The 24,497-nt window shown below is 41.7% G+C and carries 16 protein-coding genes and 4 riboswitches; of the genes, 3 read left to right on the top strand and 13 right to left on the bottom strand.

The window, feature by feature from the left end:
- From Q4G98_RS07135 to Q4G98_RS07110, 6 genes are all read right to left on the bottom strand, one after another.
- Window positions 1-363: a hypothetical protein gene (locus tag Q4G98_RS07135; RefSeq protein ID WP_301961907.1), complete on the bottom strand. Its 363-nt coding sequence runs from the start codon at window positions 361-363 to the stop codon at window positions 1-3.
- Between the two features lie 129 nt (window positions 364-492).
- Window positions 493-5,613 carry a TonB-dependent receptor gene (locus Q4G98_RS07130; RefSeq protein ID WP_301961906.1) on the bottom strand — a complete coding sequence of 1,707 codons (5,121 nt, stop codon included), beginning with the start codon at window positions 5,611-5,613 and terminating at the stop codon, window positions 493-495.
- A 366-nt stretch (window positions 5,614-5,979) separates the two neighbouring features.
- A riboswitch (cobalamin riboswitch) is annotated at window positions 5,980-6,161 on the bottom strand.
- 222 nt (window positions 6,162-6,383) lie between these two features.
- A riboswitch (cobalamin riboswitch) is annotated at window positions 6,384-6,505 on the bottom strand.
- A gap of 200 nt (window positions 6,506-6,705) precedes the next feature.
- Window positions 6,706-7,998 (bottom strand): nitrogenase component 1, encoded by a 1,293-nt coding sequence (locus Q4G98_RS07125; protein WP_298563637.1) that lies wholly within the window; start codon window positions 7,996-7,998, stop codon window positions 6,706-6,708.
- Window positions 7,985-9,265, bottom strand: coding sequence for a nitrogenase component 1 (locus Q4G98_RS07120; RefSeq protein WP_301961905.1), 1,281 nt, complete (start codon window positions 9,263-9,265; stop codon window positions 7,985-7,987). Before Q4G98_RS07120 ends, Q4G98_RS07125 begins: the two co-directional genes overlap by 14 nt.
- Window positions 9,262-10,245 (bottom strand): ABC transporter substrate-binding protein, encoded by a 984-nt coding sequence (locus Q4G98_RS07115; RefSeq protein WP_298563633.1) that lies wholly within the window; start codon window positions 10,243-10,245, stop codon window positions 9,262-9,264. Before Q4G98_RS07115 ends, Q4G98_RS07120 begins: the two co-directional genes overlap by 4 nt.
- Window positions 10,246-10,283: 38 nt before the next feature.
- On the bottom strand, window positions 10,284-12,101 hold the full coding sequence (locus Q4G98_RS07110) for a TonB-dependent siderophore receptor (protein ID WP_298563631.1): 1,818 nt from the start codon (window positions 12,099-12,101) through the stop codon (window positions 10,284-10,286).
- Window positions 12,102-12,261: 160 nt separating this feature from the next.
- Here Q4G98_RS07110 and Q4G98_RS07105 point away from each other — a divergent pair, with 160 nt between their 5' ends.
- Window positions 12,262-13,101, top strand: a complete 840-nt coding sequence (locus Q4G98_RS07105; RefSeq protein ID WP_293719351.1) for a MerR family transcriptional regulator — start codon at window positions 12,262-12,264, stop codon at window positions 13,099-13,101.
- Window positions 13,102-13,351: 250 nt separating this feature from the next.
- Here the strand turns inward: Q4G98_RS07105 and Q4G98_RS07100 are convergent, their stop codons facing one another.
- The 3 genes from Q4G98_RS07100 to Q4G98_RS07090 all read right to left on the bottom strand — a co-directional run bounded on the left by Q4G98_RS07100 (window position 13,352) and on the right by Q4G98_RS07090 (window position 16,919).
- Complete coding sequence (locus Q4G98_RS07100; protein WP_293662568.1) at window positions 13,352-15,250, bottom strand: TonB-dependent siderophore receptor; 1,899 nt, start codon at window positions 15,248-15,250, stop codon at window positions 13,352-13,354.
- Window positions 15,251-15,444: 194 nt separating this feature from the next.
- Window positions 15,445-15,622, bottom strand: a riboswitch (cobalamin riboswitch).
- A gap of 147 nt (window positions 15,623-15,769) precedes the next feature.
- A complete protein-coding gene (locus tag Q4G98_RS07095; RefSeq protein ID WP_177560573.1) occupies window positions 15,770-16,195 on the bottom strand; it encodes an OmpH family outer membrane protein in 426 nt (141 codons plus the stop codon).
- Between the two features lie 43 nt (window positions 16,196-16,238).
- The gene (locus tag Q4G98_RS07090; protein WP_298563625.1) at window positions 16,239-16,919 is read right to left on the bottom strand and encodes a hypothetical protein; all 681 of its coding nucleotides are present in this window, start codon (window positions 16,917-16,919) and stop codon (window positions 16,239-16,241) included.
- Between the two features lie 210 nt (window positions 16,920-17,129).
- Between Q4G98_RS07090 and Q4G98_RS07085 the strand changes: the two genes are divergently transcribed.
- Entirely contained in the window at window positions 17,130-17,912 is a 783-nt protein-coding gene (locus tag Q4G98_RS07085; RefSeq protein ID WP_293662574.1) for a hypothetical protein, read from the top strand.
- Window positions 17,913-17,969: 57 nt separating this feature from the next.
- Here the strand turns inward: Q4G98_RS07085 and Q4G98_RS07080 are convergent, their stop codons facing one another.
- A complete protein-coding gene (locus Q4G98_RS07080) occupies window positions 17,970-18,932 on the bottom strand; it encodes an ABC transporter substrate-binding protein (protein ID WP_298563623.1) in 963 nt (320 codons plus the stop codon).
- Window positions 18,933-18,955: 23 nt separating this feature from the next.
- Window positions 18,956-20,905: a TonB-dependent siderophore receptor gene (locus tag Q4G98_RS07075; RefSeq protein ID WP_293719347.1), complete on the bottom strand. Its 1,950-nt coding sequence runs from the start codon at window positions 20,903-20,905 to the stop codon at window positions 18,956-18,958.
- Between the two features lie 141 nt (window positions 20,906-21,046).
- Window positions 21,047-21,172, bottom strand: a riboswitch (cobalamin riboswitch).
- Between the two features lie 69 nt (window positions 21,173-21,241).
- On the opposite strand from Q4G98_RS07075, the gene Q4G98_RS07070 reads away from it, so the two are divergent.
- Entirely contained in the window at window positions 21,242-22,072 is an 831-nt protein-coding gene (locus Q4G98_RS07070; protein WP_298563620.1) for a MerR family transcriptional regulator, read from the top strand.
- A 36-nt stretch (window positions 22,073-22,108) separates the two neighbouring features.
- Here the strand turns inward: Q4G98_RS07070 and Q4G98_RS07065 are convergent, their stop codons facing one another.
- Window positions 22,109-22,891 carry a hypothetical protein gene (locus tag Q4G98_RS07065; protein WP_298563618.1) on the bottom strand — a complete coding sequence of 261 codons (783 nt, stop codon included), beginning with the start codon at window positions 22,889-22,891 and terminating at the stop codon, window positions 22,109-22,111.
- Between the two features lie 323 nt (window positions 22,892-23,214).
- Window positions 23,215-24,492: an SLC13 family permease gene (locus tag Q4G98_RS07060; RefSeq protein ID WP_298563616.1), complete on the bottom strand. Its 1,278-nt coding sequence runs from the start codon at window positions 24,490-24,492 to the stop codon at window positions 23,215-23,217.
- Between the last annotated feature and the right edge of the window lie 5 nt (window positions 24,493-24,497).

Here is a 24,497-nt window from a genome sequence, read left to right as displayed (position 1 = left end):
TCATAAACAAACAATACCATAAGGATTGGTAGTAGACCATTGCTGCACGCCGGTAACAGGCGAAGTCGCATTACATTGAGCCGTTTGCTTCTGTGACCAGTTGGATGGATCGTAAATACCATACAAACCTCTGCCAGACTGCCCCAACTCGCCGACGCCGCTGTAATCATAGCTGTTGACCAAAGTACGCAAAGTACCGGTAATACTGATTGGCAAAACACGCGGGTCTGTAGTCATATTGGTACCGGAAATGATTTGAGTAACAGCTGTTTCCGTAGCCGTCACGCCAACAGTACAAGCACCTACCCAGCCGACGCTATACCCGCTGTTTACTAATCCTGCTGCTAATTTTTCACTTGCCATTTTCACAACCTCCTTAAAGTTAACTTATCTACGGTCTGTTCCCGCTGCCATTCATTACTGTCTGTATTCAAACAGCATTTATATAAATCAGGTCAGTATCTCTGTACTGGCGCTGTATTATAATAAAATTTAGAAACTATATTCCAGCGTTGTGTAATACATACGGCCGGCAAGCGGACACGGAAGATTGCAATATCTGCCATTGTAATTTGACCCACCATTACCACTACTATACTCATAACCCATAACATCATAGCCCTTGTTAAAGACATCGTTGACACCGGCACTCAGCTTCCAGTTTTTATCAAATTTATATTTCAACCCGATATCAACTGTGCTGTAAGAACGGATACCAAGCTCTCTCACATAGCCCCGATTATCTCTAAATGCATTGGTAATAAATTCATCCGTGTAATTATATTCGGCAAAAACATTCAGTTTATCGCCAGGGAACAGATAATCCAACCTGGCGCTGACCACCCATTCCGGAGTCAACGACACCGGAGAGCTGAGCCAAGACCCGGTCGAAGGACGCGTTTTGGCCTCGCTCTTCTGCCAGGTAGCAGCCAGATTCAAGCCCAAACGGCGCCACTGCATATTATGGCTCAGTTCAATGCCATGCACGTCAACTTTATCCATATTAAAGTACTGTGCCAAAACATCAGATCCAGCCCCCATTGGCATACTCATAACGATCTGGTTTTTCGCATCGCGCTGGAACCATGTCAGGATAGTACTGGTATCAGCTTTAGCCAGTTTACCCTGCCAGTTCAGGCTAAAGTCAAACTGTTTGCCGCTTTCCCAAACATCACCATTATCCAAATCATAAAAATCTGCTGTTGCCTTATTAGGACGAGTATAGCCACCGTCACCAAAGATCTCATAAAAATTAGGATGCCGGTTATAGGTACCCCAGGTAGTTTTAAAGCTCCACTGGTCATTGATCTGCTTCTGCAGAGCCACACCACCCGACCATTTCCACCTTTGGTCGTTGCTGCCCATGGTTTCCATTTCCACCTTATCGCCGCGGAAGATCGGTGTCAGCTTCAAATCACCGTCATCATTTAATGTAATTGTATCCTGCAAAGTAAAGTGATATTCATTGATGCTGTATTTATTCAGCATTTTACGTTCGCGCAACCCACTATCATTAGGTTTTGACTCAGCATCGCTCAGCCACCATCTGTTGCCATCACAGTTCATGGTCTCACGGCTGAAATCACCGTTGAATTCCAGCAAATGGTTGCTGCCCATCTTCATAGCCAGATTCATATTGCCGTTCCACTTTTTAGAAACATACTCCGACCATAAACGTCCCGGCAGAAAATCGTTTTCACTTACAAAAGGTCTATCCTCCATTATTTTATAACCGCCGGTATTCCGGTAAGTTTTTTTACTGTGCAGATAGTCTGCCCGCCATCCCCAGTCCAGGTTGCCGCTGGTATCGCGCTGACCGACGCTGAATTCTTTATAATCAATATCCTGCGTAGAAGCCGTGTAACCATGCTGTTCCTCCCACCAAGTACCATTTCCTCCAGAGCCTGACCAGCTGTTGAGACTGGTAAGATTGGCTGGCAGCTGTTCATGCAGTTTTTTATAAACGGCTTTTACAGTCCAGTTATCATCCTGCCATTTCAGCATGGCGTTATTATTCTGATAACCATTGCTTTGTCTGTTGTATCTTTTGTTATTGTACTCTGGGGTTGTTGTAGCTCCTTTATATACATATGGAAAATCACCCTGCCAGATGTCGCGGGCATAGGTAGCCAGCAAACTGCCGCTGCCAAGCGGCATGCTGTATTCATAGGTACTGCTGTAGCCGCCATAGGATTTGACGCCCTGGGTAATATGCCCAGTTCCTTCTGTTGGTTTTTTAGTAACGATGTTGATAGCGCCGCCCAAAGGCGCGCCGCTGAAGCGGGCCGGTACATAACCGCGGTAGACCTCGATCCGTTCCACATTATCTACAGGTATAGCCGATAAATTGACAGCGCTTTCACCGTTCAGGTTCATCAATACGCCGTCTACATAAACATTGACCTGCGATGCGGACGAACCACGGGTACGGGCTACAGTGTAGTGACCGAGGCCGCTGACACGCTGAATGTACATACCCGGCACACGCTGCAGCAAGGTTGGCAGATCTTTCTGCTCGCCTTCAAATTCCTTAGTATAAATAACGCTGACCTGACCCGGGCTGAGGTTCTTTTCCCAGTCGGGACGCTTGGCTTCAACAGTCAGCCCGCCCAGCTCAAACTCGCCCATGCCGCCGGTGACTGTGCCGCTGACGCTGCCCGTATCATCACGGACAACACTGCTGCCCGCCTCGTCCATATCATAAACAGCCCGGCTGTCAGCGCTGCCGCTTTCGACAGCAACACTCTGCTGCATCTGCGGCACCTGCACGTTGCCGACCTTGGGCGCCTGCCCCACTACCACGGTGGGCGCATTGGCTTTGGCAAAGCCGCCACCGCTTACAGACGGCTCCCCGCCTGAAGCATTTACTTTAGCCGCTTTGCTGCCGCCGCTGCCGAAACCGCCCCAGCTGAAGTCCAGCCCGCCGTTGATGCTCCATTCGTTGCCTACGTCGCTGCCGGTAGTTTTGATAAAATCAAGGTTCAAGGCAGCATTGGGCGAAAGTTTTACTTTGCCGCCCACGTTCCATTCCCACCAGCTGTCGCTGCCGCCAACCGTTTCAACCAGTCTGTTTAAAGGGCCGTAGCTTTGGTGCAGCTTTTGCCCGCCGGCAAACTCGTGTCCCCAGCTGACGCCAGCATAGAGGTTGCCTTTGTCGCCGATATTCTTACCAGCTTTCAGCCCCAACTTGCCAATGGCAGTATCATAGCCCTGCTCGTGTATGCCCAAGCCGTTAGTCAGTTTATAGTTGCTTTCATCCACATGGCCCACATACAGAGATACGGAAGGTTCCCAGAACCAATTAGAACTAAGTTCATTGCGCTTGCCGTACTGCGCGCCGATACCATAAGCCCAGGTGCTGTTATCGCCTTTGACCTTACCGATGCTGCCGTTGCCTGTATTACCGGTAAAGTGATAATCATTTTTGAGTTTAAAGGCGTTGACCCCCAGGTCGATAAAGTGCCCTTTGTCGCCCACCCAGCTGCTGTAAACGCCTACGCCATAGCTGTCCTGCTCGCCTTTACCTGCAGCTGTGGTACTTTTGCCGTCGATCTTGCTGGCATAAAAACCGGTATAGACCTTACCGCCATAGAATTTTTTGCTCAGCAGCTTATCATAACCGACCTGAAAGCCGTTATAAGACTGGTTGGTGCTGCGGGCATAAGCCGCCTTGGCGTCAAATTTGCCGTGCCAGACATCGGCCCATAAATTCTCGCGCAGCTCGCCGGCCAGTCCGCTCTCATCATGCTGGGGCCCATTACCGCCAGCTTCCTGGCGGTTCAATCTTCCGCCGTGCAGGTTTTCGCTGCGGCGGAAGAGGCTGAGGTTATTGGCTTTGACAAAATTATTCTGCACCGTACTGTTTTCGGAAACACTTTTGCCGCTTTCCGATAACTCTCCCGTATCCGCATAGGTATAACCTTTTAAATACCAGGCTGTACCCTGTTTGTCGCCTTCAACACCGGTATTATAATAATCATCATACTGACCAATTTCCGGCAACAACAAATAAGTACCAAAAACCCCGTCTATTTCTGACTGCTGTGCTGTTACTGTAAATTTATCTGCTCCATTATAAATGCCCAGTAAAGTATTTTGAGCAACTTGTCTCTCAATATTTTTCTCCGAGGGAGTCCATGAACCTCCTGCACTGCCTTCTTTGATCTCTGGTACCCAGCCCAACTGGATATTGAGATTGGTTTTGCCGTTGCTATCCTCATCGTGCTGTTCAGCGTTAGTAATACGCACTGTGTCATTAGTACGGGAATCACCATCACTATAAACACCTAGTCTAAAAGTCGTATTCTGCCCCATTGTCGCGTCATTAACAATCAAAGCGCGATTTAACTGAATTCTTGCCAAAATATTATTTTGATCATGATCTTCAAATGAAACATCCAACTTATTATTTTCTGTTTGTAAAACCAAAGGTATGCCGTCATCATTATTGGTATTTAAGTAGCTTAGATCAATAATACTGCCCGCTCCAGTTTCCAGTTTATCTACAGTAATAGCCGTAAAAATACCTGTACTTGAAGTATTAGCTATCACTTCTTTATTCTCTTCACCTTGCTCATCCTTACCAACACCATTATCAGTAGTAGTACCAGTACCATTTGTAGTAGGAAACTTACCGCTTGTGGAATCCTTAGCAGGTATAGCTCCTTGCCCACTACCTGTTACCCAATATTTATTCTCTAATTTGTATTGATCACTAACAGTAACTTTATATATGGCCCTATCCATCGGACGCCAAGAAGCATTCGATTCAATTTTTTTGTTACTATAAGAATATGTTGTTGGCGAATCTGTTGGTTTGCCACTACATAATAAGTTCCACTGAGTTTCTATGGAACCTTTAATAGCTATATCATCACCACTTAAAACATACTGATCATTTTGCAAATAATTGTTTAATTGACTATTGCCTTCTGATGAACTACTATCTATATAATTTTCAATCTTTTCCAAATCCGCAGCATCTATTTGAACATAACACAAACAAGGAAGATATTTAGTCATCCATTCCTTAACTTTTTCATTTTCGCCATTTTTTAGATAACCATATATTTCACTTTGCGCAGCTGATGTTTGCATACCAACAAGTTGACTAAGCAGTACTCCTGTAGCTGGATTCGTTGCTGCCTTATAACCAAATCCCTTATCTTTAGTTCCAAGCACTTTATAATAGTACTCACCATCGCTGTTACGTAATTTAATAGCCACAGCATTTGCATCACTTGGTGCAGATATGTCATCTGCCAAAAATTTGTTAAAATTAAACATAGGATCTACTATCTTAACCGTTGAAGTCGTGCCGTCTCTTTTTGATACTACTGAAAAGAAATTGGAATTTCCTAACCTAAATGTTTTATATTCATTAATGACACTATTACTGATTGATGTTCCTTTTTCAAGGTCAAGAAACGTATCCTGACCAGTAACAGTTGAGCCAACATTGATATAATGCGCACCGCCATCAGGCTGCGTTTGGATATCAGCCGCAAATGCACACTGGGGGGGGGCAAACGGTGCGATTACGCCTAACGATAAGGCAATAGCCGCCGGTAATACTTGTAATGTTCTTTGCCTTCTCAAATTTTTCTTCATCATATCCTCCACACCAACTTAAAAATTCCAGCATTTCTGTTTTGCCGTTTCTAAACATGATCATCGTTTAGAAACTGTCATTTTACAGCAGTATGTAAGTACGCGTCACTACTCGCATTTTTACCTGCCGCTGTAAAATTCGGACACTTTCAGCAAAAAATAACGCTGCATTTTCTACCAGTCCATTCGGTGAAAGTGCAGCGTTTGTTTTTACCAAACAGCCTGCTCCGCTTTTCTGGTCGAAAATACTAAAATTTCCGCGCTGCTGGTTTCAGCGCATAATCATAGCGTCCGCAGAAATATTTGTCTGGCAAAACGCCAAACTTAAATATCTCTGCAAAATTTTCTCCCAGTCTGTCTACGCAGGCTGTTCAAAAGATAGAACCAGTCAGCACTCTGACTCAAGATCATTACCCCAGCATCCCTTAGTGAAAGGACTGCGATACTGAAGCTCCCTAATACAGTTGCGTGACAGCGCCGGATTCCCACCGGACTTCCCTATAAAACTTTGGATTTCTACATTCCAAAATACCCAGCTCTAATTTTTCATTTTTGAAATTGTCAATGGACACGTCATTTATTACTCCGGCACTTATGACCGCAAGCATGGATGCCGCCACCCCAGCGGCACCACGCCCAAAGGTCTGAGTTGAGTGGAGTTTGCAGGCTATGACTGAACCTGCAGGAAATAAGAACTGCCCCCCTGCTGACGCAGAGGGGCAGAAAAACTTGCATAACAAGCGTATACCAGTTTTTCCAACTCTCTGTCTCTCGCAGTAGTTAGACTATCAGGCTGATTGCTGGCTTTAGGGCTAAACCCCTTACAGCGCCGGGAGTGCAGCGGAATTGCACCGCTTCTCATTTTGTGATTACCACCTGATAAACATTACTATTTTCTTGATATGCTTAAATCATACAACTTACTTTTACTTATGTCAACCTGTTTTTCAAGTATGTATACAATATTCTTTTTCGTTTTATTAAATATTTTCTAATGAAATTTAATTTATGAAAAACTAAATTGTATAAATCTAATATCAGTATTTTGTCAAAACTGCTTATGTACAGCCCGCTTATAACCATATCTTCCAGCGTCTAGTTTTTATAAAAAATTTTACCTGTCATTTTTAAATAAATAAACTGTTTCAGCTGGCTGAATGTGCTTTGCATAAAATAAGCCCAGCCGTTGATGCCAGCATAGGTTTCCCTGTTAATATGCAGTCTGGCTGCAGGCATTGCCAAATTAAAATAAATTGTTTTTTCGATGTCGCCTATTTCTATCCGTTCTCTATCGGTACCGCAAAAAATCTGATATTCATCGCTATCCAGTTGGGGCAAGTCGTCAGCATACTGCCACTTGTGATAATTGTTTTCATCTGCATTCCTGCAGCTGTTACTGATCCGTACAAAACATTTTTCCGGCAGCGGCAGATCATAGGCGGCAGCTTGTGCCAGGCTGCGGGCACAGCTGCTGCCAGCCGAAATAACCATCCGTTTGAGCTGCCAGTTATTATCATAGTCGCGCAGTACTGCAAAGGTATCAAAAATGCTGTCCTGAAAGATTTTTATTTCTCTCAGCAGGTAGTCTGCATTGCAGTCCAGATCCAGTGCTGCCGTTATTTTCCGCAGCCATTCAATACTTTGCGAAAAGCCATAGGGTGTGTCGGCGATAATATATTTCTGCTGCAGCTTTTCCTGCAGCCATTCGGCAACGGGCAGTCCCAGTTCTTCATTTATCACTACGTTCAGTTCTGCTTTGCCTGTCTTTTTTAAATCTTCCCAGACTGTACCATTATCAAGCAGGCAGAGGTTTACTTTTACGCCTACACTTTTTAGCATTCGTTTAAGTTCCAGCATATCGCCTTCCCAGTTTGGATAGCAGGTGCTGCTGCCTATCAGGTTGACTGATGAAGGTTCAGGTGCAGCAGGCTGCAGGCCGCTGCATTCAAGTAACTCTATCACAGCCCTGCTCCAGCCGTTCCAGTATTCACCGCTCAATCCTCCTGCATCCACGGCAATTATCGGGCAGCCCGGCTGCAGGTTTTTACAGACGCCTTTGATGTCGTCGCCGATCAGGCTTAATGAACAGCTTGTAAGCACTGCCAGCAAAGAATTTTGCGGGGATGCGCAGGCTTCTGCTATTGCCTGTTTAAGTTTTTCACTTACGCCGTATAGAAGATCTGGTTCCAAAACTTCTGAGCAAAAAAGCCTTTGTTCATATTCTTTAACTGCGTTTGCCAGTTCGCGTTCGGCCAATACGGCGCACCAGCGGGGGCAGTTCATAACTACTTTACTGCCTGTAACGCTTAAAAAAGCAGAGGCCGCACCTGTCATTTGGCAATAGCCTTGGCAGGGCTGCCAGCGTTTTAATTTTTCATCTGTTTTCATATACCAGTTCCCTTTGCTCAGTTAATGTTTCAGCTAATTTCAGCAAAAAGTTTTCGCTTCCTTTTCTTCCTACTCTTCTAAAGCCAATGCAGTATTGCGGACGTGAGCATTTTTTAGGTGCAGTTGTTATCACAAGATCAACAAAAGTATTTTGCAGCTTTGTTTCGTCGTAATAGTTTGTTTTTAAATTTTTTCCCAGCAGCTTTTTATGCATCAGCTGTTCGGCAGTAGTCAGTTCGTCGCAAAAAATTATTCCCTGCAGTTTTAAGCCGGCTTCTTCCAGCATTTTTATTATCGGCAGCGGTTCAAAATATCGCTGCGGCAAACTAATAGCCAAAATATAGCTCTTGCCCTGAAGCAAGGCAGTGATGTTCTGTAAAAAGTCGCTGTAGGCCAGACGTTCTTTTTCTACTGCTTTTATAGCTTCTTGCTTTCTGCCTAAAGCAGTTCCAAGGTCAGAAAGCCATTCATATGTTGCTTCAAGGCTGCTGGGGATACCTAAATTTATGTAGCTTATCTGCATGGTTTCGGCAAACTGTCTGGCAAAAACCCGCACTGCTTCAAGATTTTTGGGGATGAATCCCATCGCTGTAACTGCACTGACTGCGGCAGTTTCCTGCAGCTGCTTTAAAGTCATGCCGCCAGGAGGATAATAGATATTTTTAAATCCGAACAATCCTAACAGTCTGTTGATTTCATCGATCTCACTTTCGCGGCTGAAAATGACGTTGATACCAAATACTGCCAGCGCCGCTGGATTTTTAGCAGTACCGCTTAAAGGATAGACGAGCTTTTGACATAAAGCTTTGGTGACTGACAGTACGCCGTCCACCGCTTTTTGATTCATAAAGCCTGAGCCTTCGACACATAAAACAGGTATACCTGTACTGGCTTCAGTTTCTCTGCAGATCGCTTCAACATCGTCGCCAATAACTCCGGCGGCACAGCCTGCCGCTACGATGATATATTCCGGTTTCCGTACTGCGGCAATGTCCAGCAGACATGCTTTTAAGAGTTTTTCGCCGCCAAAAATAGCTTCTTTATCTGCCAGCCCGGTAACAAACAGGTTGCTGCCATCACATTGGCCGTTAAAATATTTATTAGTGGTAATTTTAAGGCGCATTTCCCAAAATGCGTTGTGTGCAATGTGCGAACATGACTTGGGAGCATGAAAGACTATTGCAGCCCGAGGATTATAAGCGGCAGCCAGAAAAACACTCATCAAGTTACAGTGAATAACTTTTTTCCGTTCTGAATTTCTGATCATTTTTTCGTCCCATTCGTATTTTCATAAACTATTGCATATAATTTTTCTATTCCTGCGGCGGCGTGGTGTGACAGGCAATTGACGTAGCTTTGCGGTATAACTACAGCCTGACGTTTTTGAATGGCGGTTATACCGGCATAGGCCGGGTCATTATATATTTCTTCCAGTTGTTCTTCGCTGTTTTTATATGCCCCGCCTTGCGACCATGAGCCAAGCAGCAGAAATTCCGGGTTGGTTTTGATAACTTCTTCTTTACTCAAAATACGGCTGGTGCCTGCATAGTCTTTGGTAACAGGGCGTGCCTGTTCATAGCAGTCGTCGATGCCGGCCGCAGTCATGATGTCGTTATAGATGCATCCTGCTCCGCCTATCGCTCCAAAGCGCAAGAAAAGCAAGGCTGAGCGGCGCTGCTGCGGTGGTATGGCTGCTACTTTGGCCTGCATTGCAGCGAGCCTTGCCTGCATATTTTTTACGATCTGCTCTGCCTGTTCGTTTTCGCCTACTGCGGCGCCCATACTGCGTACTAAGGCAGGGATTTCGTCGAGTCTGGAGATGTATTTAAAAACATATACTTTTATGCCAACTTCTTCCAGGCTGTCTATATATTCACGCTTGGCAGTGTCCGGCACAAAAAGCAGATCAGGTTTCAATGCTACTATGGCTTCAAGGTTATTTTCTACTATGCCCTGTACGTCTTCAGCTTGTTTATAAGCCATCGACAGCCCCGGGTCGTGTACCCATTTACTGACGCCTGCTATTTTTTGATGCTCAACAAGGTCTAGCAATATTTCATCGGCATAAACAAAGCTGCTGGCAATACGTTCAGGCTTTTTTGGAAAGCTGATTTCTTTACCGCGGAGGTCGCGTACTGTGTAACTTTGTTGCTGCTGCCCGCTAGATGGCAGCAGGTCAATATTTTTACTGCAGCCGCTTAGGCAGAAGGCCAGCGTCAATAGCAGGTACAGCAAATATTTGGGCATCGACGGTCATCTCCCTTCGTTCAAAATATACTCTTTATTTAAAAGGTGCGTTCATAGGTCAGCATCCAGTTGCGTTCTTCCAGCAATGCGCCAGAAGTACCGTTGCTGGAACCGGTTCTGATATCGTCTCTGTTCAGCAGATTATACACAGTCAGTCTTAAAGTGTCTTGATCTGTCAGTTTATGCGCAATGTTCATGTTAATGTCAAGCATCGGTTTGGTTCCATTTACGCGGCCTGCCATATAGTTGGCAAAAATATTGGCTGAAGTTTTTGCAAGTTTATAGCCTACGCCAGCGTTCAGCCCCAGTTTAAAATCAGTGCGTTCCCATTCTCCGCTGCCAATGGTTTTCTGCTGCGGGTTGGCATAGGAAACTCCTAAATTGTAGCTGAATTTCTGGCTCAAAGCTTTTTCATAGCTCAGTTCAACGCCGGTATTACGGTATTTTTCGGCATTTTTATAAATATTAAGGCCACTGGCACTATCTGTGGCACGATAGATCCTGTCATCGATTTCCATATGGAAAACATTTAATTTAATCAGATCGCTGTCGGTAAATTTCTTTTTCCAGCCCAGTTCATAGTTCCAGCCGCTTTCTGCTTTCAGGTCAGGGTTCATGACCTGGGTAGATGTGCCCCATTGTTCGTTGACGTTGGGAGCGCGCATCGATTTATTGATGTTCAGGTAAAGATTTTCATTTTCTCTGAGGTTTTGCAATATTTGAAGCTGCGGGCAGAATTTACTGCCTGATTCTTCTACATATGCTTCGCGGGCGCCTAAAAACAGTTTTGTTTTGGCACCCAACTGCGTTTCGGTCATGAAGAATACTGCACCACTGTCACGTTTGGCGCTTTCAGCTCCGACAGTATTTTTGGTGTCTTCATTTTCATAGTTGGCACCGGCCGTTAAAACAACCTTTCCCAGCTGCCATTTATTTTGAATATCGGCACCGATATTATGACCTTTTTGATGTGTAGTAGTATTGTATTTCCAATCTCTGCTGCGCATATATACGGCAGCGGATAAATCATTATTGTTATAGCGCATTTGCCCAAAATGATATTGGATATTGCTATGGAAACCAGGTGCATATTGCCCATTATTTAATTTGGAGCAGTCGGAAATCTTTTTGCTGTACATATATTGAAACAGCAAATTATCGGTTATATTATATTGCAGATTCAAGCTGTCTTTTTCCAGGTTATCTCCCATATAAAAACTTGTAGGATTGGACTGATACACTTTGCCGCGCCCTTTAGACTGCTGCCGGCTGTAACTGATTTGTAATTTATCGGTCGCAACATTGACTGCGCCTTTGAATTTATTTTTATCGCCCCAACCAGCAAGAACTTTGGTTTTGCCCTGTTTTTTATTGGTTATGATATTGATGACACCGGCACTGGCGTTAGAGCCATATAATACTGCCGAGCCGCCTTTTACTACTTCGATCCTGTCAATGATGTCGGTCGAAATGGATTCAAGATCATAGTTACCGTCCTGATTGAGCGGAATGCCGTTGACTAAAATAGCAACATTATCCTTGGATACGCCTCTAAAACCAATATATGTGTTGCCCGTAGGCGAAGCAGTCAGCGTAAAGCCGGGTATATTTCTAACTACTTCCATGACATTGTTGGCACCCAAGCGTTCAATTTTTTCCTGGTCAAATATTTCCGTTGCCGCAGGGATCTCAAGGTCACGTGTTTCATAGCGCGTAGCAGTAACTAACACAGGGTCCAGTTCAAAGCGTTCTATCTCGTTTTGTTGTTTGTCAGCAAATGCTGTACCCCCCCAGATGACACTCCCGCTTATCAATGCTACCATCAGTGTACTTTTACTCAAACTTTTCTTCATCATCAGCTCTAACTCCTTGCCATTTAATGTGTAATACAGTAAAATCATATTAGTCACTATTATGCACGTTTTTTCTTTTTGATAATTTATTTAATTAGCTTTTGTTACTGTATTACTTATCTAATGATAAAGTATATAATGCTTATAGTGTCAAGGTGGTTTTATGCAAAATATATCAAAAAATTATTTTACGCCCGGGGAACTTGCCAAATTAACTGGCATTTCCAAGCAGATTCTTCTTTATTATGATAAAAATAATATTTTTTCGCCTACCTTTGTCGATGACAAAGGTTATCGTTATTATTCTTTATCGCAGTATTTTTCTTTAGAAATTCTTATAACCATGCGTAAACTGGATATTCCGCTTCAAGACATCATGGCGTATCTGCATAATAAAAATCTTCAGGACCTTAAACAGATCTACAGTCAAAAATTAAGCGAATATCGATATAAAATAAAGCAGCTGCAGCAATACGAAGCGGCGCTTGAAAAACGTCTGACCCGTTTGGATAAAATAGAAAACATACGCCTTGATCAGATAATGCTGTCTGAAGAGCCTGAACAGTTATATTATCAAAGCAAGGAAATTTTTTTAACCCAACCCACTAAAATACGGATTTTAAAAATTGCAGAGTATATGCTGCCGCATTTACGTTCCCAGTTTTTAGAGGATTGTGTTATTGGTTTTTCGTTAGACCAGAATGAATTTCTTGACTGCGGCAAATTATCCAGATACAGGATCTTTGTACAGATAGACGACTGTAATATAGATGCTGTTGCTGATATTCTCTGTAAAAAATCCGGCTTATATCTTTCGTTGTATTGTAATTGCCATTATGGGCTTATTGATGATGACATCAAATTGAAAATTAAAAATTTCCTTGAACTGAATCATTTGAAGCCTTGCAGTGATATTTTTGTATTTCCTATCAGGAATTATTGGTCTGCTACTACTACAAAAGAAGAAATTTCCCAGATTTGTCTGCAGGTAGAATATATTTGATAAGGTGTACAATGATTGTATACTTTTTATATTTTGCTTATACTTGTTTTTAGCCGTAAAAAACCTCTGAGTATTTGGGGACTATACCCCGAAAAACGGACAGTGAAATAAAACACCTCCTGTTGTAGAATAGAAACTACAGCCGGAGGTGTTGTTATGTCCTGAAAATATACCAGGGTTGCAAATTTTAGTGAAGAAGTGCTTAGACGAAAAGCAGCAGGCGGCGCCTAAGCGCTGCCTGCTGCTTTTTTTAAAAGGTTCTGGTATAGGTTATTTTCCAGTTAAATGGTAAATCAAGGTTACCATATCTGTTAGAATAGTTATCCCTGTCAAACAAATTATTCATCGTCAGGGTTATGTTGTCATTCTTAGTCAAATCATACGAAGTATTCCAGGTCAAACGGTTTCTTGACGGGACGTCATGCCCACCGTAATATTCCCTGTCGCCTAAATATTTATATGTAAGGCCGCTTGTAAGCTTGCTGATAGAATAAAAAACCGAAGCTGATACATCTATCCTGCCGTCATCCTGCACCCATTTGGGGTTGGCAGCGGAAGGATCTTTTACTTCGGGGTTGCCATAGCCAATTCCCAAAGAATAGCGCCATTTATCATTTACATTATGGGTAAATTCTGCTTCGATACCGGTATTTCTAAAATCGCCTTTGTTTATGGCATACTGTTCACCGGTACCGGGGTCTTTATCGCTCCAGCCTATTTTATTTTCAAAATCCATATGGAAGACTGCAAGCTTGATGCTTTTGTTATCGTAGATTTTTTTGATACCTGTTTCATAGGTCCAGCCTTCTTCGGGCTTTAATGTACCGGCCGCGGCTTTTTTGCCATAGTATGAATCTACTGTTGGCATTTGGAAAGCTTTGCCGATGTTTATGTACCACGAGGTATTGTCGTTGATTTTATACAGAGTTTGGAACTGCGGGTTCAGTATATTTTCGCTTTTTACCGGGTCGTCGATTATTTCGCCGCGCAGTCCCAGGGTAGCACTGAATTTATCGCTGAACACGTTGTTATACGAAAGGTAGATGGCGTTACTGGTTCTGTGGGCTTTATTGGCTTTGGTAACCAGGTTTTCATAGTTTTCGCGTCTTAGGCTGTAGCCGGTTATAAGGGTATTTTTTCCCAGTTTCCAGGTCTTTTGTACGTCACCGATATAGCTTGATAAATCGGCTGATGAGCTTACAGGGCCTGGTGTGGCTGCGGTAAAGTCGTAGCCTTCAGTACGGCGGTAGTTATAACCTACTATGGCTTTGATGCCGTTAGATTTGCCATCGTAGGTCAGTCCTGTAGTAATGCGTTTGTCGTCATAACGATAATTATATTTTTTATAGACTGAGCCTACTTTTTTGGCATCGTTATTGCTGCCGCGGGTAATATTGCCGTCCTGATAGATGAAAGTAAAACCGATCTCATCTGTCAGTGCGGCGGAGATCCCGGCTCTGTTTTTCTGTCCTTTGCCTACCCACCAGTCGGTAGACGAGCCTTCCGGATAAGCGTTGCTGTGGGTAAGCTTGTTGGAATATTCTTTAGATGCGGTTACGATAAGTTTTTCACCCGCATAGGTAACGCCGTAATCTTTATAATAGTTGCCGACGGTGCCTTTTACTTTGACCTGAGTTTTGCCACCTGGCTTTTTAGTAATAATATTAACTACGCCGCCCATAGCTTCGCTGCCATACAGGGTTCCAGCGGCGCCTTTTATGATTTCTATTTGCTGTACCATATCTATGGGGATACCGTCTAAGGAGTTATAGTTTTTAAGGTTCATGGGGATACCGTCTACCATGATCAGGGTGCCACGGTCGTAGCCGCGGATAACGGTGCGGCCTGAACTGAAACCAAAATCCTGACCGGCGTCGCCGTAACCGGTACTTGTTAGGCCTACTTGATGTTCGATAGCGTCAAAAACGTTCTTATAGCCGGCTTCTTTGATATTTTGTTCAGTAATGATATTAGTGGTTGCCGGTGTATCCAGGTCTCTGGTTTCTGTTCTTTGAGCAGTTACGATCATTGGGTCAAGCGTAAAGGCCTGATTTGGTTCCTCAGCATGTACTGCAGTACCCCCCCAGATGACATTGCCAGTTATCAGTGCTACCATCAGTACACTTTTACTCAAATTCTTTTTTGACATACTCAACTTCCTTTCACTACATTTTTATTATTGAAATAAAGACATTTCCTGTACTCATTCTTTATGACCGCACATTATTTGCCTTTACTTGCAATCACCCAAAATAAAAATACCTTCTGCGCTAAGGCAAAAGGCATTAAACAGCTTGATTCAAAATAAAAGAAGCCGATAACATTACCTAACTGTCTCACGCAGCAGTAAAGTAATTATCAGGCAGTTCTTCTGACTCAAGTTCATCATTCATCCAAGCCTTCCCAGATAAATTCCAGTGGCATATTTTGGATGAACTCACTTTTACAGCGACGGGATCGTGTGGGTTTTACACCCAGCTTCTCTATTAAGACCTGTGTCACCTGATAATATCCATATACATTTATTTTGCAAGTATACTATAAACAATTTTACAATGCAATCTTTTATTTTTATTTATTATTTAATTTTCTTTTTCAGCAACTATTTTGTTGCATAAAAAGACCCCGCGCAAGCAAGCTTGCGCGGGGTCTGAGATTATTCTGTATTTTATTTCAGCACTTCAGCAATTACATCGTTGGTCAGGTCTTTGCCGCCATACAGCATTGCGCTGCTGTCAACTACGCTGCTGATGCCGGCACGTTTGGCTACTGTGGCAATAGCTTTCTGAACTTTTTTCTGGATCGGCCCCATCAGGTCCTGTTCGCGTTTGGCTACCTGCTGCGACAGTTTTTCGCCTAAGGCCTGTTTACCGCTGTCATCTAAAGAGGCCGCCTTGCTTTCAAATTCCTGCTGCGCTTTTTGGCGTTCCAGGTCAACAGCGCTCATGGTAGTTTTAATATCAGGATAGCTTTGAAATACCTGCTGGACATTAACGTAACCTACCATATTTCCGGCTTCGGCGGCTGATACAGCGCCGCAAATGCCCAGTGCCATGACAATCGTCAAAATAAAGGTCATAATTTGTTTTTTCATCGTTTCCAACACTCCTTAATTTTTGTTTATAATAAATTTATTATTACCGTTTTTTATCCCGAACTGCCGCAATAAATTTAGCCGCCGCCATATCCGTCAGGCCGTAATCAGCAAACTTCAGCAACAGCTCCTGCACCAGCTGCATTTGTTCTGCTGAGCCATGAGCTGCGATATACCTGGTAATCCGATTATTCTTTTTCTTATAATCAAGATACAGCGCTATCCCTTTGTCCAAAAGTTCATTGCCAGTCACAAACCGCTGACGGTCAAGCAGGACTTTGGTATAGCATTTTTTATAATTTCCCAAAATCACAGGCCACGTATCAAGGACCTTAACTGTCCCATCGGCTTCCAACAGCTGAAATTTTATCTGCCCCGGATATTCTGCCTGTTCTAAAAAGGCAAGCAATGTTATTACATTTACTGCGCAGAACATATCATAGTCAAAATACAAATGTAGAGTATCATAATTCTTCAAGCAGCTTTGCAGAAAGTTACCTGGAGATTTCTGCAGATATTCCTGTAAAGGAACTTCATAGGCAGCAGCTCTTAAACGATAAAATGCATCTGAAAATATTTCTGCGCAGGTTTCACCTTCGCACATCGCTTCGTTAAAAGGCAATATATCGTCCTGTGGGAGTTGCTTTTTAAGCTGATTTGCAGTTATTTCCCCGCTTGTAATATGCAGGATATTTTCCGGACTGATCTGTTTATTGTTCTGCATTTGTATCGTTGCCTGTTTCCTTAAAATATACTACTATATTTTGTCTGCTTGCACATGTAGATTATTATAAACGGTTTGCAGTCATCAGTCAATAATCGTTGCTATTTATATTATTATATTATTTGATTGACTTTTCATCTGATTGGCAGTATTTTATAATTAGTTGTATTAGATTAAGTTTTCTATTTTTAATTAAAAGGAGGTTTGTTTATGCCTGATTTTGTCAGTGATTCTATTTTTAAAGACGCATTCTTAAGGGCTTCTCGTCATTATATAGAGGCATTAGATTTGCCTGCATTTGATTCTAGACGTTCTTCTGATGCGAAAGAGGCTATTGATTCTGCTGCCTGTATCAACAACAGAATGCTGCAAAGTTTTGCCGCCGATTTGAACGAGCAGCAAAAAAGCGATGTTTTGAATTCAACTTTATTGGCTCAATTAGCGGCAGATAAAGCTTATCCAAAAGATGAACACGGCCGTTATGACGTGAAAGGCTGGTACAATAAATTTTCAGAGGTTCTGCTGAATTTAGGCTGGGTAAGCCAGAATACGGCTTTCTGGCAATATAAAATACATGGTAAAAGCTTTACGGCCGACAAGGCTATTTTAGAAATCATCAACGGCCTGCTGCAAAACAACGCCTTGCTTTTAGCGCAGGCAACGATCAATGCTTTAAAAAATTTGCCCGAAAATGATTCTAAGCTAACTCTGTTTAAATTTAATACGTGTTCTGACCAAATGGGTAATATCAGTCTTGGTGTCTGCACGCAAAAGAACAGTCTGATAGAGTATGATTTTGCAGCGCTTTATCTGGAGACAAAAAAGAATTTTAAGCAGATTTTGTTTATTGATTTTTCAACTTCTGATTTTAAGCTGTTCGCAGGCACAAACACTATCACTCTTAATCCCGACGTTTACAGCATCGTTCGCGATCAGGTAGCGCAAAAGCTTCACGACAGGGTTGGCAGTTATCTTGCGGGGCTTGATATTTAAGGGTTAAGTACAAATCAAAAGTAAAGCGTGATACCAAAGATATCACGCTTTACTTTTTTACTTTCTCCGAAAATATTCCGGATATGTTTTTTGAGCTATGTCTAAGATACCGTCGCCTATATATTGCGAAGCGGCATATCTGTGGCGATCTTTTATGATAATGACATTATTATTTTTGATTGCTTTGATGCTCTGCAGTGCCGGATCTTTTAAAACTTCTTTTCTAAAAAGTACGGTATCGCCTTCCTGGGTCGAACTGTAATCTGGAAACATCAAAACATCAGGGTTGACTTCTACTATTTTTTCTTTGCTTAGATGTTCACCACGAACAAGGCCCGCTACGGCAGCGCCGTTGATTACGCCGGCATTGATGCAGATGTCGTTGAACAGACCTTCTACACTTCCAAAAACCCCCAGCAGCGAATACCCCATCAATATCTTTTTTTCTTCTGCCGGTATTGCACCGGTTACGTCTTTTACAAGCTTTGTTTTATGATCCAATTCGTCAATTATTCTGTTTCCCTGCTGCTTTTCATTTACAGCCACCGATAAATTAATTATTCTTTGACGTACCATGTCCAGCGTGGTAGGCACTTTTGTTATATATACCTTTAGCCCTACATCTTTTAAGGCTTGGATAAATGCTGTGTTTGAGTTTTCCTGCACGATCACAAGGTCGGGTTTAAGGGCAAGAATTTGTTCTACGCTTACTTTTTGAGGAAGTTTCAGGGGAATCTGCGCAGCTTTATCGATAATCAATGATGTTTTAGGATCAGCAGCTGGTTCCGAGATTGCTGCAATGCGTTTTAAAGGAACCATATCTGTGAGTATTTCTTCAAGGCTGAGCGTTGTGGCATAGATTCGTTTAGGGGATTCGCTAAAATGCAGAATATTCCCTTTGTCATCAGTTACCTGATACTGAGTTTGAACTGCCGTGTTTTCAATAACAGCGTTTGGTTTTTCAAAGCTACAGCCTGTTACCGCTAGTATCATGATTATTGCTAAAATAAAACTGCGCATTCTGTTCTCCTGTTTAAGTTAATTTAGAAGCTATACTCATATCCAAGCATAAAGTTTCTGCCAAGATTGTGATAGTTAGTATCACCGTTAGTTGTAATATCAATTCTATCCAAAATATTATTTAAATGGAAAAATATTTTGTGATTATCCTCAGGTTTGTATGATAAATCAAGGTCTGTAAAAAACTGTGGTTTGATATTTCTTTCGGTAGAAGTATTAGAAATTCTATGTCCTACAAAATTTCCTGATAACATTCCGTTAAATTTATTTTTGTTGTAATTAAGAGTACCATTGATCTGATAACGTCCATAACAGTCATGCCAGCCTAAATCTCCATATTCTTCTTCATTTCTTGCCTGAGGCTTACTATATGTTAAGCCAATATTACTGCTCCAATTTTTATCATGGACAGTAGTACATGACAATTCAATACCAGTATTGCGGAAATCTTGATTAACATAATAAATATCATCATTTTTGTCACGAGCAGCTTTTAAATAATCTTTTATATCATAACTAAATAAAGCGACCCTCCATGATCTTTTATTTTCATTTAATTTATAACCTATCTCATAGTGTGTACCCTGTTCTGGCTTAAGATCTGTTGTAGGTAAAATATTAGAAGTTCCGTAAATTTGTGTTAAATTAGGCATTCTAAAAGATTTTCCTGCTTTAGCATAAAAACTGCTATCATCATTAATTTTATAAAGATATTGTACTTCAGGGGTAAATTTACTCAGGTCATCATTTTCTGTCGTAATTTTCGCACCATTTTTTTTCGTTTCAGTAGCCTTTGAACCAACAGCCCAAGTTTCTCGCATATTAAAAAGCAAATTTGATTTTTCATTTAGACTCATATCATATGAAAGATACAAAGAATAATTGTCCCTATCATAACTCATACTATTTGAAGTTCCCCGCAGATCCATATCTTCTTTCTGGAAACTCGCACCAACTAATAAAATATTTCGTCCCACATCAAATTTTTTCTGTACATTCAAGTTTGTATTATGCCCTTTCCTCCAACTATTAAGTGTCGGAGCCTTCCAACCATTACCAGATGGTGAAATTTTATCGTATGTTTTTTCTTGAGTTCCATAAGACACATGTGCTTGCCAATCGTCTTTATCATAGCTCAGCAAAAAATTATTATCTGTATCATAATAATCTCTCATTTCAGTATATTTTTTACTAACAGCATCTTTTTGAAGGTATCTATGCTCATTCTTTGAATAATTATGGGTAAATATTAATCCATCTGCGATCTGATAGTTCCACATAACACTTTTCCGCTCGCCTTTAGCATAATCAAAAACATTACCCGTAGTTTTACCATCAGCAAGACTACTTATACCTTCAGCCTTACCACGATTTTCGAGACCTGCTACAATGCTAAATTTTCCTGCTCCTAAAGAAATATCATAACGTTCTTTACCAAAATTACCCGCTGAAACTTTAATTCTGCTCTTTATAGTTTTTTTAGTAATAATATTTATTACACCTCCTGTCGCTTCACTTCCATATAATACAGAGCCGCCGCCCCTTACCACTTCTATTTTCTCAATTGCATCACTGGGAATATCTTCAAGATTATATTTACCATCCATATTCATGGGCACTCCATTAAGTAAAACCAAAGTACCCACTTGGGCACCACGAATCATTATTTTACTTGTCATCGTACCCATCGCAGCACCATTAAATCCCTGTGATTGTATAGTAACACCTAGAGTATTCTGCAAGACATCAAATGCATTGTTAGCTCCACTTTCCTCAATTCTCTTGATATCATATACCTCAACTGCTGCAGGAGTATCTAAATCTCTTGTTTCCATTCTTTGTGCCGTAACAACCATTGGATCCAGGGTAAAAATCTGTTCCGGTTCTTCTGCGTGTACTGCTGTACCCCCCCAGATGACACTACCAGTTATCAGTGCTGCCATAAGCGCGCTTTTGTTCAAGCTTTTCTTCATCAAATTCAACTTCCTTTCAATTTTCAATTTACTGTCACCCTGCTTTAAAAGTGTTAAAAAATAGAAAAGCCCCCTTTTCCCAAAAACAGATAAGGAGGAATAGAGGCTAAATTCGTGCCTGTTCTCCCCTATACTGTCTCTCGCAGAAATAGAGTTACTGGTAAAAGCTGACTTAAGCAGTATTTTACTGCTAATACAGCGGCGGGACCGTGTTAGATTCTCACTAACTTTTATTTATTATACATTACCAGTATCAAATATCAAATTTATTTTTCTACTATGTGTGATATAATACTATGTATAGTCATTAGACAGTCAAGAGGTTGGTGAAAATTTATGGAGAAAAATAAAAAAAAATTATTTACGACCGGTGAGCTGGCTTCTTTATGTAAAATCCACAGAAAAACTTTGCTTTTTTATGACAGGCTTGGCCTTATCACACCGGAATTTATCGATGCTAACGGTTATCGTTATTATGCGAGAAGGCAGTTTTTTTCTTTAGAAATCATTTTGGCATTACGTAAATTAGATGTATCATTACCTGAAATAGCGGAATATCTTAAGCATAAATCTACCTCTAATTACAAAAATTTACTTACAAGACGTGCCAATATATTAGATCAGCTTTTATCTGATCTTCAAAAAATGCGTACTGAACTCAGCGAGAGAATATGTTTTTTGGAAAATACCGAAACTTTGCCTCTGGAAATAATAACTTTGATAAATGAAGAGGAAGATTATCTTTGTCTAAGTGATCCGGTGCCACAGAATGCTGATTTAAAAATCAGAACAAAAATTTCCGCTAAACATTTATTAACTTTAGCTGATTATATAACTTTTAATAATCACGTTTCTGGTTATATACTTGATAAAAATTCTTTTCTGGCTTGTGAACGTCCGTATACTAAATATTTTTATCAATCCTTTACACAGCCTTTTGACTCGCCTTATTTTTTTCTTAAACCGGCAGGATTATATGCCACAATTTACTTTAAAGGTATTTATTGCTCGTACGGCAAACCTTATATTGATCAGTTATATAGATATCTACAGGAAAACAATTTACAGGCTGTCAGTGATATTTACATGACTTCGATCAGAAATCATTGGGTCACTGATGATAACGGCAGTTATTTAAATAAATTATCAATACAGGTAAAAAAATAAAGCAGAACTTTGAAAGTTCTGCTTTATTTTTTTACTTTATTCTGTTACGGCTACAGCACCCTGTTCGCTGAAGTTGATAACTGTATTCGCCGGCAATTCTATTTCAAGGCCATTATTTTTCCACTTTAAAGCTTCTTTAGTCGTGCAGCTGGTTACTTCACCAGCAGGTGTTAAGCTGACTGTACTCTTAGCTTTAAATTCTACAAAACCGGCATTTTCCATGTCAATGGCATTATTTTGCCAACCTACCGGCCGCAGTTTGGTATCTTCTGCCAGTGTGCCCATCTTTACTGCGCCATTATCATAGAAATCCAGAGCTGTACCGCTTTTAAATGCTACAAAGCCATATTCGTTCTCTCCAAGTCCAATTGTTGTTTCGTCGGCAATAGTGCCGCTGAGAACTGTGCCCTGCTCGCTGAAGGTTACAGCTGTGCCGCCTTTATAACGAATATGTCCATAACTGGATAACGCTATGTTATAGGTGCTGTTGTTGTTCCAATAACGGTAATAACGCGGGAAAAACGGGCTGCGATTGGTATAAGCTGAAACAAAATAGTAATCGTTGATGATACGCTGCCAGCCCTGCGGCCGCAGATATGTATCGCTTGCCAGCACACCGCTGACAACGGCTCCATTATCATTCAGGCTGGCTGTCGTGCCTTTTTTAAATTTTATCTGGTCGCCTACCGACCAGCCTTGAGGATAAAGTTCTTCATTCTTTGTAAGAGTTTTGGCTACCGGGGCTGCAAATACACTGCCGCAGAAAGCGCACAAGCTTAGGACTATTGCAGTTTTAGCCAGAATCTTTTTTGTTTGCATTGTGATCAGTCCTTTCAATATTTTATGATTCTTAATTTAGCACTTTTATTTTAGTTGTTCCATTTAGTTTAGTTACAAAAGAACTAAATTATTTTTTTGTTTAATTTTGTAGTTATTGAAAGCGATATACTGATAGTTTTTACTATTTATATTGTAGCATGTTTTCTTTATATTGATTTCAAATTTTTTGCAAAAAAATGCTCCCGACTATATTATGCGGGAGCCTGGATCAAAGCTGTTTATGCCATGTCTCAAAACATAAAAGCCTGATCCAAAAAGGAGAAGGTATTATAATCTATTTTTGAAGGATAAGATTTAGTAAATTATGCGCTGGCTGGGAAAAACGGCCAGACGACAGGAATAACGATAATAGACACTATAAGGCACACTGCTACCAGTCCAGTGCCTGCTTTTAAATAATCCATAAATTTATAGCCGCCGGGGCCCAGGACTAAAGTATTGGGCGGCGTGCCTACCGGAGAAGCAAATGCACAGGAGGATGCGATCAAAATAGCCATGAGCACCGCTTTGGGCGATGCACCCATTTGCGCAGAAAGTGCAATACCTACCGGGCATAATAAGGCTTTAGAGGCTGTATTAGACATAAACTGCGTAAGAAGAACGGCAAGCGCAAACAAAACTGCAGTTACTACATACGGTGAAGGATCACCGCCCAGCATTTTTACTGTGGCTTCAGCAATCAGTTTGCCAGCGCCGCTGGTATTCATTGCTGTTGCTACAGGAATCATTCCCGCAAAAAGAAAGATCGTGACCCAGTCGATGGAATTATAGGCTTGCTTTTCGGTAAGGCAGCCTGTGAGCACCGCAACAACTGCTCCTACAACTGCAGCGATTTCCAACGGCACGACGCCTGTCGCCATACTGCCGATAACACCGATCATAATGATCCCACAGATAATCTGCTTTTTAGTGCTCGTTTCATTTTCTAAAATTTCTTCATCGATTTCAAGATTCAGGTTACTGCTTTCTTTCGGCAGCAGATATTTGCCGATAAACATCATATAAACGATACCGGCGATAGTAATAGGGATACCGATCCAGGCATATTCAAAAAAGCCAAATTGCAATTCCGGCATACCTGCAGCTTTCAAAGCTACGTTAGCCAAAATATTAGGCGGCGTACCAATAAGAGTGATCGTTCCGCCAAGTCCGGCGGCAAATGCCAAAGGCATCAATTCGCGTGAAGCTGAAATTTTGGCATTGGCACAGATACCAATAACTACAGGTATCAGACAAGCGGTAGTACCTGTATTGGAAAGTACTGCGGACATCAGTGCTGCAATGACCATGATACCAAACATCAGGCTGTTTTCACCTTTGCCAAACATCCGTACAACGCCGCCGCCAATTTTTTGAGCCAGACCGGTATAAAACATTGCGGCACCGACTACAAACATACCTCCGAAAAGAACCACGGTCGAATCAGCCAGTCCCAAAAAAATCTGGTTTTCAGGAACAAGCCCTAAAGCGCAGCAGGCAATCGATGCTCCAATTGCTGTCATTGCCAGAGGAATCATTTCTGTTACAAATAAAAGTGCGACGATCGCTAATAATATTAAACATTTGATTGCGGGTGTCATTCTTT

The sequence above is a fragment of the uncultured Phascolarctobacterium sp. genome (assembly GCF_958349595.1).
Lineage (GTDB): Bacteria > Bacillota > Negativicutes > Acidaminococcales > Acidaminococcaceae > Phascolarctobacterium.
This window is presented reverse-complemented; position numbering and strand designations above follow the sequence as displayed.

Coding starts and splice junctions, on each gene's coding strand:
- Q4G98_RS07135 (WP_301961907.1), bottom strand. CDS start 363: ATGGCAAGTGAAAAATTAGCAGCAGGATTAGTAAACAGCGGGTATAGC.
- Q4G98_RS07130 (WP_301961906.1), bottom strand. CDS start 5,613: ATGATGAAGAAAAATTTGAGAAGGCAAAGAACATTACAAGTATTACCG.
- Q4G98_RS07125 (WP_298563637.1), bottom strand. CDS start 7,998: ATGAAAACAGATGAAAAATTAAAACGCTGGCAGCCCTGCCAAGGCTAT.
- Q4G98_RS07120 (WP_301961905.1), bottom strand. CDS start 9,265: ATGATCAGAAATTCAGAACGGAAAAAAGTTATTCACTGTAACTTGATG.
- Q4G98_RS07115 (WP_298563633.1), bottom strand. CDS start 10,245: ATGCCCAAATATTTGCTGTACCTGCTATTGACGCTGGCCTTCTGCCTA.
- Q4G98_RS07110 (WP_298563631.1), bottom strand. CDS start 12,101: ATGATGAAGAAAAGTTTGAGTAAAAGTACACTGATGGTAGCATTGATA.
- Q4G98_RS07105 (WP_293719351.1), top strand. CDS start 12,262: ATGCAAAATATATCAAAAAATTATTTTACGCCCGGGGAACTTGCCAAA.
- Q4G98_RS07100 (WP_293662568.1), bottom strand. CDS start 15,250: ATGTCAAAAAAGAATTTGAGTAAAAGTGTACTGATGGTAGCACTGATA.
- Q4G98_RS07095 (WP_177560573.1), bottom strand. CDS start 16,195: ATGAAAAAACAAATTATGACCTTTATTTTGACGATTGTCATGGCACTG.
- Q4G98_RS07090 (WP_298563625.1), bottom strand. CDS start 16,919: ATGCAGAACAATAAACAGATCAGTCCGGAAAATATCCTGCATATTACA.
- Q4G98_RS07085 (WP_293662574.1), top strand. CDS start 17,130: ATGCCTGATTTTGTCAGTGATTCTATTTTTAAAGACGCATTCTTAAGG.
- Q4G98_RS07080 (WP_298563623.1), bottom strand. CDS start 18,932: ATGCGCAGTTTTATTTTAGCAATAATCATGATACTAGCGGTAACAGGC.
- Q4G98_RS07075 (WP_293719347.1), bottom strand. CDS start 20,905: ATGAAGAAAAGCTTGAACAAAAGCGCGCTTATGGCAGCACTGATAACT.
- Q4G98_RS07070 (WP_298563620.1), top strand. CDS start 21,242: ATGGAGAAAAATAAAAAAAAATTATTTACGACCGGTGAGCTGGCTTCT.
- Q4G98_RS07065 (WP_298563618.1), bottom strand. CDS start 22,891: ATGCAAACAAAAAAGATTCTGGCTAAAACTGCAATAGTCCTAAGCTTG.
- Q4G98_RS07060 (WP_298563616.1), bottom strand. CDS start 24,492: ATGACACCCGCAATCAAATGTTTAATATTATTAGCGATCGTCGCACTT.